This window comes from Haemophilus sp. HN_Hi10 (assembly GCF_049821985.1).
Lineage (GTDB): Bacteria > Pseudomonadota > Gammaproteobacteria > Enterobacterales > Pasteurellaceae > Haemophilus > Haemophilus influenzae_D.
Genome location: NZ_CP187495.1, coordinates 1,862,108 through 1,876,338, shown reverse-complemented (window position 1 = coordinate 1,876,338; position 14,231 = coordinate 1,862,108). Strand labels below are relative to the sequence as shown.

The following is a 14,231-nucleotide window of genomic DNA, read 5'->3' as shown; positions in this document are numbered from 1 at the left end:
CTTAAATTAATAACTTCTGATCGTATTGGTCGTACTCGTTACCGGCGAGGTAATCGAGAAAATCATTCTCAAGAATTTTTGGAATTCTGAAAGCGGTGCATTCGACACATACACAATATCTTTATCTTGGATAGGGAAGCGTTGTAATAAAAACATGGTTTCCGGTTGTAATAAATTCGCACGGTATACGGTTGGCACTTCCATGCCATTACCATACCCCTTAGCCGCCCATTCTTGCTGTGCTTTAGAGTCTAATTGTGCAAACGGCGTATAACGGAATACAAAGACACCTCGTGGGTCAGAACGCGTGTCAATCAAACCGCCCATTTTACCAATTGCCTCAGCAAGCGTAATACCACTGCTAGAAAAACGTAACTGTTGATTATTACCTACAGCGCCTAGCCCTGTGAATTTATATGGCGTATTTAAAAGTGAAATCACATCCCCTGCACGTAATACAATATTTTGCTTAGGATCGGCAATTAAGGTTTCAAATGCCAATGTTTTCACTTGATTTCCTCGCGTAAGCTGAACAGTCACATCTTCAATATTTTCTGTTGACCCACCTACTGCAGCCACTGCATCTAAAACACGTTCATCATTTGAAGTTAATGGCATACGCACAGTATTACCTTGACGAATAACAGTCACATCTGCTGAATTATTGTTAGCAATTTTAACTACTGCCTGTGGTTGATTTGCTTTACGTCTAAGGCTTGCCACAATCTGAGCTTGAACAACCTCTGGTGTCTTACCTACGACACTGATATTTCCAACAAATGGTACGGTTACCGTACCATTTTTATTCACGATTTGTGAAGGCAATTGCGTAACATGGCCACTGCCCTGTCCTTCACTACTAAAGGTTGTACCAAATAATACTGCAGGAGGCGCCTCCCAAATGGAAATCTCCAATACATCACCTACATTTACAGCACCAGCATAACCGCTGCTACCAGACACATCTGCAAACCCTGAAAAGCGTTGACTTTGTTGTGCCATATACATTTGTTGCACAAGTAATTCATTTAACTCAACAACATTAACTTTTGTAGCTAATTCCGATGCATCAGCCCCTTGGTTTATATCCAACACTGCAGAATGGCTCGGCCCTGAAGTGGGTAGCGAAGAACAAGCGGAAAGTCCAAATATCAAGGCAAAGCTGACCGCTCTTAATGGATAATTTTTCATTGAATGTTTCATTCCTATAAAATCTAAGAAAAATATAAATGAATACAAGAAAATAAATTGTGAAAAAGATGAAAAAATGCATCGCAGCTCTCTCTCCTTCATTCTTCCGTATTCGAAAATCAACCTTAGGAGTATACCATTTATTCTAGAAATAAAAAAATACTATTGAATTTACTGATATGTCAATAGTTGTTTTAAGGATTTAACGACAAGAAACTCTTTGATGAAAGCAACTAGATCTCCCATATCTTTCTTAGCTGAGTTATCTATGATATTATATGCAGAGGCGCTGAATTATATGAAATATTCTGTCTTTCTCATTCGATATTATTGAGATATAGGGGAAAGTGTAAACTCACTTTTACATGTAAAAATTTTTCTCATTTTACTAACCTAACTTAAAGGAAACCACATATGAAAATACTGACTGTTTTCGGTACACGACCTGAGGCAATAAAAATGGCGCCTTTAGTACATCAACTTAGAGAAAACCCACAAATCATATCTAAAGTCTGTGTAACAGGACAACATCGTGAAATGTTAGATCAAGTTCTTTCCCTATTCGAAATTGAACCGGACTATGATCTGAATATTATGAAAGAATCTCAAACACTACAGGGAATTACAACGAGTATTATTGAAAAACTAACTCCAGTTTTAGAAGAATTCAAACCTCACTATATTTTAGTTCACGGAGACACAACTACAACTTTTGCTGCAAGTTTAGCTGCTTTTTATCAAAAAATTCCTGTCGGTCATGTTGAAGCTGGTTTGCGCACGCAAAATATATATTCACCTTGGCCTGAAGAAGCGAATCGTTGTTTAACGTCAATGTTAACATCTTTACATTTTGCTCCAACTGAAACTGCAAAAAAGAATTTAATTGCAGAGAATAAAAAGCCAGAAGGCATTATTATTACAGGGAATACGGTTATTGATGCACTTTTAATAGTAACTGAGAAATTAAAAAATCCTATTTTAAGAACTCAAATGGAAGAATGTTTTCCATTTACTAAATATGATAAAAAAATCATTTTAATTACAGCTCATCGTCGAGAAAATCATGGTGATGGTATTAAGAATATCGGGCTTGCGATATTAGAATTAGCGCAGAAATATTCTGAATTTGAATTTGTACTTCCTCTACATCTTAATCCTAACGTAAGAAGACCATTACTAGAAATGCTTTCAAATATTGAGAACGTCCATCTTATTGAACCACAAGAATATCTGCCATTCGTCTATTTAATGTCATGTTCTCATATTATTCTAAGTGATTCAGGTGGAGTGCAAGAAGAGGCTCCATCCTTAGGAAAACCAGTGCTAGTTATGCGTGATACAACAGAAAGACCTGAAGCAGTAGCAGCTGGAACTGTGAAACTTGTAGGTTCAGATACAGATACTATTGTAAAAGAATTTTCTCTATTAACAGATAATCCATATTTGTACGAAAAAATGTCAATGGCAAAAAATCCTTATGGAGACGGCATGGCTTCCCATCGTATCGTAGAAACACTTTTAAAAAATAATCTTTTATAAAATAGGAAATAAACAATATGAAAAACAAAACAATCTCAGTTATTGGTTTAGGTTACATCGGTTTACCTGCCGCAGCAATGTTCGCCGCACAAGGTACTAAAGTTATCGGTGTAGATGTTAACCAACATGCTGTTGATACTATCAATCAAGGAAAAATTCACATTGTTGAACCTGGTTTAGGTGAAATTGTTCAAAAAGCAGTAGCCGATGGATTATTAAAAGCAGTTACTAAGCCTGAGCAGGCTGATGCATTTCTAATCGCAGTGCCAACTCCATTTAAAGGTGATCATGAACCAGATGTAAGCTATATTGAAGCTGTATCAAAAGCATTAGCTCCTGTTCTCAAAAAAGGAGATACCGTTATTCTAGAATCTACTTCACCGGTCGGTACCACTGAGCAAATGGTTGAATGGCTGTCAACTTCACGCCCAGATTTAAAATTCCCACATGAAAATAGTAACATCGATGATATTGATGTTTATGTTGCTTATTGCCCTGAGCGCGTATTACCAGGCCAGGTTATTCGCGAGTTAGTAGAAAATGACCGAATTATCGGTGGTATTACTGACGAATGTTCAAATAAAGCAATTGATGTTTATAAAATTTTCGTAAAAGGCGATCTAGTGAAAACTAATGCACGTACGGCTGAAATGAGTAAGCTTACTGAAAATGCTTTTCGTGATGTAAATATCGCCTTTGCGAATGAGCTCTCTTTGATCTCTGAACGCTTAAATATTAATGTTTGGGAGTTAATTGCTCTAGCTAACCGCCATCCTCGTGTAAATATTCTTCAACCCGGTTGTGGTGTCGGTGGTCATTGCATTGCTGTTGATCCATGGTTTATTGTAGATAAAACACCCGATTTAGCAAATATAGTTCGTACTGCACGAGAAGTAAATGACAACAAACCTAATTGGGTTATTGAGCAAGTCAAACAAGCTGTAGAAAAAGCAGCAAACCTTACAAATAAATCAACAAATGAAATCAACATCGTTTGTTATGGATTAGCTTTCAAACCAGATATCGATGATTTACGTGAAAGTCCAGCATTAGCGATTACTGAGAAATTAATGAATTTATATCCAAATCAAGTAAAAGCGGTTGAACCAAACTATAATGCAGAAGCAAACCATAGTGACAAAAAACTAACTTTACTAGACTACCAAGAAAGCCTAAAAACTGCAGATGTTGCTGTATTATTAGTTAACCATAAAGAATTCGTTGAAAACAAACCGCACTTTGGTAACAATGTAGTGGTAGTAGATATGAAAGGGATCTGGTAATTAAAGATAAGGGGGCTTTTGTCCCCTAAATAATAGGAATAGGTATGTCTAAAAGAAAAAAAATCAAAAAAAATCAAAAAAAATATCACTCTTATGAAGAAAAAATAGTACCGCAGCAAGAATTTTTTCAGTTTAATACAAGCTTAACGCTGTTTCACAATACAGCTATTGAACAAGATAAACGAATCCAAAGATTACAAAATAAAATTGATTTCTTACAGGAAGAAAAGAAAAATTTAACTAAAGCGATCCGTGAATTTGAAGTCGTCCATAGAGAATGGTTACAAGAAAAATCTAACTTAACTAGACAGAAAGAACAATTAGAAAAAAAAGCTCTTAGTTATGAGCACTCAATGTCATTTCGATTGGGATACGCCCTCATTTTTGGTTTTAAATCATGGACAGGCTTTAAACATTTAATTAAAACACTTTACACACTACCTTTTGAGAAGAGAACTAAAAAACAACAACGTACAGAAATATCAGTTACACTTCGCAAACCTGATTATTTAACTATTAATTGGAAAGGTCGCCGTACTATTACTCAATGGACAAGTCTACCTCAAAAAGAGTTTAAGGATTTTATTGAGCTTTTCGCAGTGGAGCGGCTTGAATTAAGAAACAGAGGGTTCTTTCAAACTATTGCTTGCAAAAATATTGACCAACTTGTCTTATCAATCAACATTGATAGTGAAGAAACCCCTAAGCAGACTAAACAAGCACTGGCAGCTATTACATTCTTAGATAAAGATAATAATACACTAGAATCTAGTATTGAATTACCACAAAGTAAAAAACTGGGGAAATACTATTTCTACCTTAATACAGAGAAAGATCAACAGGATAATTTATTTATTATCCCACCTTTAGATTGTGAAAATATAAAATTAGATATTGTTCCTTGGGATATAAAAGGAAAAATATCTGTACATAATAAAGTAGGCATATCTCACTATACAAATGGTATTAGTATCATTCTTCCAACATATAAAGGAGTTAATACTATTAAGAAATGCTTAGATTCTTTAAATAATCAAGACCTAAGTTATAGCCTATTTGAAATTATTGTTGTGATGAATGGTCCTAAAGATGGCACAGAAGAGTTATTAAGACAATATAAGTTGGAAAATCCTAATCTTAATTTAAGATATTATTCTTTGAAAGAAGCTAATGTAAGCAAAGCTCGAAATTTCGCTATTCAGAAAGCCAAATTTTCTTGGACTACATTTATTGATGATGATGATTATGTAGACACAAAATTCCTTTCTAGCTTATACAGTAAAGCTATGTATAACACATTAACATTAACTGGTATTGAAGATGTGTATGGGGAAGAAATTGTTGTAAGTCCAATAACTAAACAACTTGATAAAGCTATTCTAAAAGATGATATCCAATATAATGATGTCACTTCAACACTGACTATGAATGCTTGCAAACTTGTACCAACATATATGGTGAAATCTGTAGAATACGATTCAAATCTGCGCAGTGGTGAAGATGTGGTATTTTGGAGCGAAGTACTTGCTAAATTTATGCCAAGAGTTAGCTTAGTCCCTGAATATCAATATGCAAATTATAAACGCGTTGTTCGGGATAACTCCGTATCTCGCCAAAAAGAATCTTATGATTTTAATGTATTGCAACGTTTAGAAGTTATCAAAAAACTCTCCGATTTAATTAAAGGAACTTATAATCAATATATTAATCAGTTTATTCAGAGTAAAATTAAGGCTCAATCCGGCTTTATCACTAGATATCTCAAGAAAAATCCTGATGATTTTTCTAAATGCATACGAGATATTCAAAATCTCAAAATAAATAACCATATCATTCGAGATATAAATGCTCTATTTAGTGATACACTTATTATTTCTTATTGCTTTGCACCATTTATTGATACCTCTGGTGTAGTAATGAGTAAACGAATTAGAGAAATGAATAAGCCTGTTGATATTATTTATAACAATATGGATAAGGTAAGGCCTATTGATGAAGAATTAATGCTCATTGCAGATCCTTATCTAGGAGAAACAATAAAATTAAATAGCCCTCAATCGTTTTCAAACTGGCATTCTATTGAACAATTTGCAACTAATACATTAGTTGAAGTTGCAAAATTGTTTACTAAAAGACGGGTCTATAAATCAATTTATAGCCGAGCAATGTGGCCAGCCTCTCACTTTGCAGCTGCGATATTAAAAATAAAATATCCGCAATTGAAATGGAGTGCAGAATTTTCAGATCCAGTTTTAATGGACGTTTCTGGTAAAGCAAGATTTGAAGAATTACCTATTGAATGGTTAATTCACCATGGATTTATCTCAGGTAAAACTGAGACATATATTAACAATAATTTATTTTATTGGTGTGAAGCACTACCATATTTATATGCAGATGAATTAATCTTCACTAATGAGAACCAATTAGAATATATGCTTTCTTATGCTGATGAGTCTCATAAAGATATAATAAGAAGTAAAGCTGTGATCTTACCTCAACCAACGCTCCCAAGAAATTTCTATGAAATTTCCTGCGCTAAAATTGAGTTAGATAACAACTATACAAACTTAGCATACTTCGGCTCATTCTATGTCAATAGAGGATTTACGCCTTTTGTTGATGCTTGGAAAGAATTACCAAACCAATTAAGAGAATCATTCAGACTCTATATCTATACTCAACAAAATAGAGAGAGCATTCTAGAAACTACACCGAAAGAATTGCATGATTTAATCATTATTCAACCTTATGTTTCTTATTTTGACTTTCTGCATTTATCGGACCAATTCGATGCACTAGTTGTTATGGACGCAGAAACTGAAGGACTAAAAGTTAATAATCCTTATTTACCATCTAAAATTAGCGATTATTTAGGTAGTAAATCTGATATAATTGCCCTTATTGAGACAGGGAGTCCGATGAGTAAAATAAATCACCCTAATTTATTTAAAGTTGAATTAAAAGATAAAGAGAGTATTATATCTATATTACCCAGACTAAATAAAAATAAAGGATGAAAAAAATGAAAGAATTAATTTTTTCTGAAGAAAACATACAATCTCTAATAGAAAATAATTTACTTGATATTAATGAACTAGTTGAGCAATTCCATCGTAGTAACTTGATTAGTCATACTCGCTATGTCTATTCTATGGGCGCTAAAAGCTGGGGTAGCTGGGAACGTGTTAGTATAATGATTAACAAATTCTTGAGCGAGAAAGATTGGAAATTTGAACCATCATCTGAAACATTTAATGTCAACGTTGCTTATTTTGCACCAAGTATATTCTTAAAATTAAAAGAATATGAAATAATTGATATTATTAACAACTTGAATCAACAACAACTTGTATATGTACTCGTAAAAGATGAAATAATGGATTTCTTTATTACATTATTTAAAAATCCTTTATTCATCTTTGTGTTACGAAGAATAAACCCCATCTTCTTTATAAACTTACTATTAGCACTAACGAAGAAAAACTACGTAAGCATTAAAGATGAGATAAATTTAATCTCATTATTTATAAAAGCCAACTCTAAAATTAATTCTACCTATAAGGATATATTGGAGTTTCGTCTTAACTCTTTAAAAAACAAAGTATCTCAAGGGAAAAACAACAATTCTAAAAATATGCTAATGAAAATTGCCCTGCTTATATGTGGACAATTGCGAGGATATGAAGAAGCAATTCCTAGATTTGCCTCTAAATTTAGATTTCTTGGTAGCGTAGATGCATATATTAGCACTTGGGATAATATAGGTTCTACAAGATTTAATGCACAAAATAGCTATCGTATATTTGAAAAAGAGGCTTGTGATTTTATTGCTAAAGAACAAGATATTTTTGATTTCTCAAAATTTGATACTGCGATAAATTCATATCTCTCCAATGATACTATAGAAACAATAATAAAAGATAATATTTCAAACTATCTTCAATGGTGTAATCTTATCCAATTTAATATAAAAAAATATACTGAGTACCCATATAACTTGATGTCTAACTCTGAAAAAATGTATTACCATAATGCATATTGGGTAAATACTTTAGGAGAAGAATATTTTAAACAATATGATCTTATAATCAAAATAAGACCTGATTATTTTTTCAAAGATAGTACTCCTCTTATTTTAGATAAAAGATTAAACGAATATAAAACTTTAATTACTGATACATCAAATTATCTATTCTTAGAATGGGGCTTTGGAATGGGAGATCAATTATGGATAGGTAAACCAGATTCAATATTGCCTATACTTAAATGTCACAATCATTCAACAATATCATATCAGTTTACTAGCAATACTTTAGAGAAGGGAGCTTACCATGGACACATAAACTGCGGATTAGAAGCTTGGGGAAATGCACTATCTCTATTAGAAACACCTAGTTCTCTGCAAAAATCTAGATTATCAGGAACTAAACTTATACCTCTTAATGTCTTAAGAGATATGGATATTTATAAATAATTAAATGAGGAAAATATGAGCCTATTTATTATTCCTATGGCAGGGTTAAGCTCTCGTTTCTTTAAAGCTGGATATACAAAACCTAAATATCAATTAATGCTGAAAGATGAAAGTATTTTCTCGTGGTCAGTCCGTTCATTTGAGAAATACTTTGAAACTGATACATTTATTTTCGTATATAGAGATATTTATAATACTAAAGAATTTATAGAGAAAGAAATTTCTCATTTAGGCATCAAAAACTTTCATCTAGTTTGCCTTGATAAAGAGACATTGGGACAAGCAGATACTGTTTATCAAGGCTTAAAGCATATAGAAGCTGACGATGAAGTATATATTTTCAATATTGATTCAAAAATCATTAATTTTATTAAACCTAAATGGGTTAATTCATGTGATGGTTACTTAGAAGTGTTTAAAGGTGAAGGAGATCATTGGTCATTCGCACTAGCAGAAGAAAATACCTTGAAAGTAATTAAAACAGCAGAAAAAGAAAGAATCTCTGATTTTTGTAGCGATGGACTATATTACTTTAGCAAAAAATCTCTATTTGAAAATGCCTTTTTAAAGGCAAAAGCAAAGAATGAAAAAGTAAAAGAAGAATTTTACATAGCACCTTTATACAATACTTTAATTAGAGAAAATAATACTATCCTCTATGATCTTATTAATATCGAGAATATTTTATTTTGTGGCACGCCAGAGGAATATCTCGATATATTAGAAAAACAAAAGTGACAAACAAAATGAAAAGATTAATTGTTGATTTAGATAACACTATAACACTAACCCAAGATGGTAATTATGCAAGCGCCTCACCAATTCAAGATGTTATAGATAAATTAATAGAATATAAAAAAAATGGTTTTGAAATAGTTATTTCTTCTAGCAGAAACATGAGAACTTTTGAAGGAAACATTGGAAAAATAAATATTTATACACTTCCAACTATTATTCAATGGCTTAATTCCTATAATGTGCCATATGATGAAATTTATATTGGTAAACCATGGTGTGGACATGATGGGTTCTATATTGATGATAGAGCAATTAGACCTGATGAGTTTACTTCATTAACTTATGAAGAAATAAGAAAAATCACAAAAATGGATACCTCAGAATGATCATTATTAATTCCGCTGATTATGTTATTCCTGAATTTAGAAATGAGTTTGGTGCTATTCCACCTTCTTTTTTACCTATCGGGAATAAAAAACTTTTCACATTTCAAGTGAATAATTTAAGAAAAGTATTCAACGAAGAGAGGATATATTTATCTTTACCAGACAATTTTGAATTAGACAAGAACTCATTAAAACTTATTAGTAGTCTAAACATAATCCCTATATTTATTCCTACAGGAATATCTTTAGGAATGGCATTGCTGTATGCATTAAATACCATTGACTATAATGATAATGAAGTATTACGTTTACTTCACGGCGATACACTACTCAGTGAAATACCGACAAAAGAAAATTGTATTGCCGTAGCAAGAACAAATGATAACTATGAATGGGAATATCAAAATAATTCTTTCTCTAGATTAGCCTGGTGTGGATATTTTGCATTTTCATCTATTAAAAAATTTATTCGTAGTTTAGCTAAAACACAAGGGAAATTTACTGAATCAATCCATAAATACTCGTTAGAAATACCTTGTGTATATGAAGAAGTAGAACATTGGTATGATTTTGGGCATATTAATACATATTTCCGTTCTCGTTCAGAAATAACTACTCAAAGGGCATTTAATCACTTAAAAATTGCTAACGGGATTGTTTGGAAGTCAGGGGCTCCATCAATCAAAATAGAGGCTGAAGCAAATTGGTTCGCTTCCCTACCACCTCATCTAAAAAGATTTACGCCACAGCTATTACAAAGTGGTGAAGTTAATGGACTGGTATTTTATGAAACGGAATATTTACCTTATCTTCCATTAAATGAGATTTTTGTTCACGGTTCAAATCCTCCAGAGTTTTGGGAAAAAATTTTCGATTCAATTTCATTATATATGAACGAATGCAGAACCCCAGATTTTTTAATTAATGAAGATCCAGAGAAAATTACTTTAGATTCTATTGGGCTATACAAAAATAAAACGTTTGAAAGATTACACGAATATGCCCAAAAAATTAAATTAGATATTCATAAACAAACTATATACGATGGCAAGACATTACCATCTATATATAAAATCGCTGAAGAATGTATAAATAAAACTCTAGAACTCCCTATCATTCCATCAATACTTCATGGTGACTTATGTTTTAGTAATATTATGTTCGACTCTAGATGTAATACAATTAAAGTTATTGATCCAAGAGGAATTAACCTAAATAAAGAAAAAACGATTTATGGCAACCAGACATATGATTTAGCTAAATTGTGTCACTCTTTTATTGGGTTATATGATTTTATTATTTCAGATTATTTTGAGCTAGAACATTCTGAATCAAATGGCATTAAAATTAAATTTAGCATTAGTGAAAGAATAAAACTAATTCAAAATAAATTCATGGAAAAAAATTTGATTCCTAATATCAATAATAAATATATTTTGCCAGCAACCATTCTTTTGTTCTTATCTATGATACCATTGCATTTTGATAAACCGAAAAGACAAGAAGCTATGCTAGCAAATGCATTAAGATTATATGTAATGTGGAAAGGACTATAATTATTAAAAAATGAAAATTTACTTAATCAGTGATTCTCTTACAAGCCATTCGTTAAATTTAGAGAATGACACTAAGGTAAGAGAATCATGGTTTTTATTTAATAAAATTAATAATCCAATATTACTCGTTGAATCAGCTTGGCAAGGCTACCGAAACTGTTGGAAATACAAAATAGCTTCTTATCCAGATTATCCTAATCGAACTAATGAAAAATTAGTTCGATTAGTTGAAAATGCAAAAGAAAAAGATATTCCAACAGTCTTTTGGAATAAAGAGGATGCTGTTCATTTTGATCGCTTTATTGATTCTGCGAAGCACTTTGATCATGTGTTTACTGTTGATGAAAATTGCATTCCTAAATATAAAGCAGTGATGGGGGAAAATGCTTCTGTCCATACATTAATGTTTGCAGTGCAACCAAAGTTTCATTCTTTTACTGGTTTTAATTTTAAATATCATAAAGCAAACTTTGTAGGTAGTTACAGCCACCATATTCATGATGTTAGACGACAATGGCAAAATAGCTTATTTTCAACTGCGCTAATAAGTGGATTGGGATTAGCTGTTTTTGATCGAAATTCAGATAGAAAATCGCAAAATTATCGTTATCCGAATTTAGAGGGAATTAATATTCATCCAGCTTTGAAATATCCTGATACGGCAAAAATCTATAAGGATTACTTAGTTTCTTTAAATGTCAACACTGTTACAGATTCACCGACAATGTTTTCTCGTAGATTGATAGAAATTCTTGCTTGCGGGGGTATTTCAGTAACCAATCCATCACTAGCCGTAGAACGTTTATTTAAAGATTATTGCTACACTGTTCACTCTGAAGAAGAAATGTTAGAACTATTTAATCGACTAAAATATGGCCCAAACCCACTAGATTTAGAACGAGCAAAAGCCGGTGCGGATTATGTAGCTAATCATCATACTTGGGCTCATCGGTTAAAACAAATTGCTGATGTTATAGGATTAGACTAATTATTGTGTATCAATATGTTATTACGCTCTTAGATTTCGGTCTGTGGAAAAATCGACATCGTTTTTCCACATTACTACAAGGCAAAATTAGCTTCGACCGAAAAACAAAAAATGCCATTCGAATTGGCTGGGGACATAAAAAAAGTGGAAAGAGAGCTAAGTTCCTTGCAACCATTTTTCATCAGCCTTATTTGCTCTTAGAAGACGGTTTTTTACGTTCTCTTGGTCTAGGGGTTGATGGTTATCCACCACTTTCTATGGTCGTGGATAAATTAGGTATTTATTACGACACGACTCGTCCCTCAACATTGGAACAGCTTATTCAGGCAGGTGAATGTGATGAGGTTTTAGCGGAAAAGGCTCGGACACAAATTGTGACGTATCAACTTTCAAAATATAACCAAACATTAGTGGATTATGAGAAAGAAGGTGACGAGCCATTAGTGCTTGTTATCGACCAAACCTTTGGCGATATAGCGGTTAAATATGGTCAAGCCGATACTGAGCATTTTGCACAAATGTTACAAGCTGCCATTACAGAAAATCCCAATGCCAAAATTTTAGTGAAAACCCATCCTGATGTATTAAGTGGTAAAAAGCAGGGTTATTTTTCGCCAAATGAAAATAATCCAAGCGACGTGCATTTTTTTGGTGATCCCGTCAATCCGATTTCGCTAATTAAAGCCGTAGAGAAAGTTTATTGTGTTACCTCTCAAATGGGGTTTGAAGCATTATTAGTGGGTAAACCAGTGGTGACTTTTGGCGTACCATGGTTTGCTGGCTGGGGCGTAACGGATGATCGTCATCCTAATGCTAAAGCGCTAGCACAAAGTGAGCGCCGTAAAGTGCGGTCAATTTTACAACTGTTTTATGCGGCGTATTTTCAATATACTCGTTATTTGAATCCGAATACCGGCAAATCGGGAACGATTTTTGATGTCATTAACCACATCATTCACACCAAAGCACTTAACTTGCGCTTACAAGGCAATCTCTATTGCGTTGGAATATCCTTGTGGAAACGTGCGGTTATTAAACCGTTTTTCCGTTTACCAAGCTGCAAGCTACATTTTGTTAAAGATGTGAGCAAACTCAATGGTAAAACATTCACAAAAAATGACCGCTTGTTACTATGGGGAACGGGTAAAGAAGCCGCGCTAAATTATGCTAAAGCGCATAATATTAACGTGCTCAGAATGGAAGATGGGTTTATTCGTTCAGTTGGGCTTGGCTCAAACTTGGTTGCACCACTTTCTTTAGTGTGTGACGATTTAGGTATCTATTTCAATGCAGAAAGTCCTTCTCGCTTAGAAGAGATTTTGCAGCATCAACAATTTACCGAAGCAGATTTAATCGAAGCCAGTCAGCTACAACATGTGTTGGTATCGCAACATATCGGTAAATATAATGTCGGTGAAGGAACATTTTCTTTACCGAATACAGTCAAAAAGAAAATTTTAGTGGTAGGACAGGTCGAAGACGATGCCTCTATTCGAACTGCCTCACCGAATATTCGCACTAATTTAGATTTATTAAAAACAGTACGCGCCGCAAATCCTCAAGCTTATATCGTTTATAAGGCACACCCGGATGTTGTAAGTGGTAATCGCATTGGTCATATTGCAGAATCGCAAGCGGTCAAATTAGCGGATCAAATTGCAAAAACAGAAAACGTGCTTGACTGCATCAATGCCGTGGATGAACTACACACCATGACATCTCTTGCAGGTTTTGAAGCCTTGCTAAGAAACAAAACGGTGCATTGTTATGGTTTGCCATTTTATAGCCACTGGGGATTGACCGTTGATCACTGCTCTTTTAACCGCCGCAATCGAAAACTTTCATTGTTAGAACTTATTGCTGGCACATTGGTCTATTATCCACAATATGTTAATCCGAATACGGGTGAGCTAACCAATGCTCAAACAGCGATTGAAATTTTAAAAGCACAGCGTTTAGCGCTTAATCACAGTGGCATTCATCGCCATTGGTTGGCAAAACAATATGGCAAATTACAGCATTTAGTGCGCACATTGCGTACTTAACAATGCAGTTATGGCAATATGTCTTAAT

Annotated in this window: 10 protein-coding genes; 9 read left to right on the top strand and 1 reads right to left on the bottom strand. The window is 33.3% G+C overall.

What is annotated here, in order from left to right; all coding sequences use genetic code 11:
- Window positions 1-6: 6 nt before the first annotated feature.
- Window positions 7-1,191 carry a polysaccharide biosynthesis/export family protein gene (locus tag ACPT8Q_RS09310; protein WP_050948626.1) on the bottom strand — a complete coding sequence of 395 codons (1,185 nt, stop codon included), beginning with the start codon at window positions 1,189-1,191 and terminating at the stop codon, window positions 7-9.
- A gap of 414 nt (window positions 1,192-1,605) precedes the next feature.
- Between ACPT8Q_RS09310 and wecB the strand changes: the two genes are divergently transcribed.
- The 9 genes from wecB to ACPT8Q_RS09265 are packed head-to-tail and all read left to right on the top strand — an operon-like array spanning window position 1,606 to window position 14,203.
- Window positions 1,606-2,730: a non-hydrolyzing UDP-N-acetylglucosamine 2-epimerase gene (wecB, locus tag ACPT8Q_RS09305; protein WP_050948625.1), complete on the top strand. Its 1,125-nt coding sequence runs from the start codon at window positions 1,606-1,608 to the stop codon at window positions 2,728-2,730.
- 17 nt (window positions 2,731-2,747) lie between these two features.
- The gene (gene wecC / locus ACPT8Q_RS09300; RefSeq protein WP_050948624.1) at window positions 2,748-4,013 is read left to right on the top strand and encodes a UDP-N-acetyl-D-mannosamine dehydrogenase; all 1,266 of its coding nucleotides are present in this window, start codon (window positions 2,748-2,750) and stop codon (window positions 4,011-4,013) included.
- A gap of 44 nt (window positions 4,014-4,057) precedes the next feature.
- Window positions 4,058-7,033 (top strand): glycosyltransferase, encoded by a 2,976-nt coding sequence (locus ACPT8Q_RS09295; protein WP_061671257.1) that lies wholly within the window; start codon window positions 4,058-4,060, stop codon window positions 7,031-7,033.
- 5 nt (window positions 7,034-7,038) lie between these two features.
- Window positions 7,039-8,490: a hypothetical protein gene (locus tag ACPT8Q_RS09290; protein ID WP_050948622.1), complete on the top strand. Its 1,452-nt coding sequence runs from the start codon at window positions 7,039-7,041 to the stop codon at window positions 8,488-8,490.
- A gap of 15 nt (window positions 8,491-8,505) precedes the next feature.
- Window positions 8,506-9,228, top strand: a complete 723-nt coding sequence (locus ACPT8Q_RS09285; protein WP_050948621.1) for a glycosyltransferase family 2 protein — start codon at window positions 8,506-8,508, stop codon at window positions 9,226-9,228.
- A complete protein-coding gene (locus ACPT8Q_RS09280; protein ID WP_374955865.1) occupies window positions 9,225-9,614 on the top strand; it encodes an HAD-IIIC family phosphatase in 390 nt (129 codons plus the stop codon). Before ACPT8Q_RS09285 ends, ACPT8Q_RS09280 begins: the two co-directional genes overlap by 4 nt.
- Entirely contained in the window at window positions 9,611-11,170 is a 1,560-nt protein-coding gene (locus ACPT8Q_RS09275; protein WP_050948620.1) for an EcbG, read from the top strand. Before ACPT8Q_RS09280 ends, ACPT8Q_RS09275 begins: the two co-directional genes overlap by 4 nt.
- Window positions 11,171-11,180: 10 nt before the next feature.
- Complete coding sequence (locus ACPT8Q_RS09270; protein WP_061671256.1) at window positions 11,181-12,158, top strand: CgeB family protein; 978 nt, start codon at window positions 11,181-11,183, stop codon at window positions 12,156-12,158.
- A gap of 41 nt (window positions 12,159-12,199) precedes the next feature.
- Entirely contained in the window at window positions 12,200-14,203 is a 2,004-nt protein-coding gene (locus tag ACPT8Q_RS09265) for a capsular polysaccharide biosynthesis protein (protein WP_230304887.1), read from the top strand.
- Window positions 14,204-14,231 lie beyond the last annotated feature (28 nt).

Coding starts and splice junctions, on each gene's coding strand:
- ACPT8Q_RS09310 (WP_050948626.1), bottom strand. CDS start 1,191: ATGAAAAATTATCCATTAAGAGCGGTCAGCTTTGCCTTGATATTTGGA.
- wecB (WP_050948625.1), top strand. CDS start 1,606: ATGAAAATACTGACTGTTTTCGGTACACGACCTGAGGCAATAAAAATG.
- wecC (WP_050948624.1), top strand. CDS start 2,748: ATGAAAAACAAAACAATCTCAGTTATTGGTTTAGGTTACATCGGTTTA.
- ACPT8Q_RS09295 (WP_061671257.1), top strand. CDS start 4,058: ATGTCTAAAAGAAAAAAAATCAAAAAAAATCAAAAAAAATATCACTCT.
- ACPT8Q_RS09290 (WP_050948622.1), top strand. CDS start 7,039: ATGAAAGAATTAATTTTTTCTGAAGAAAACATACAATCTCTAATAGAA.
- ACPT8Q_RS09285 (WP_050948621.1), top strand. CDS start 8,506: ATGAGCCTATTTATTATTCCTATGGCAGGGTTAAGCTCTCGTTTCTTT.
- ACPT8Q_RS09275 (WP_050948620.1), top strand. CDS start 9,611: ATGATCATTATTAATTCCGCTGATTATGTTATTCCTGAATTTAGAAAT.
- ACPT8Q_RS09270 (WP_061671256.1), top strand. CDS start 11,181: ATGAAAATTTACTTAATCAGTGATTCTCTTACAAGCCATTCGTTAAAT.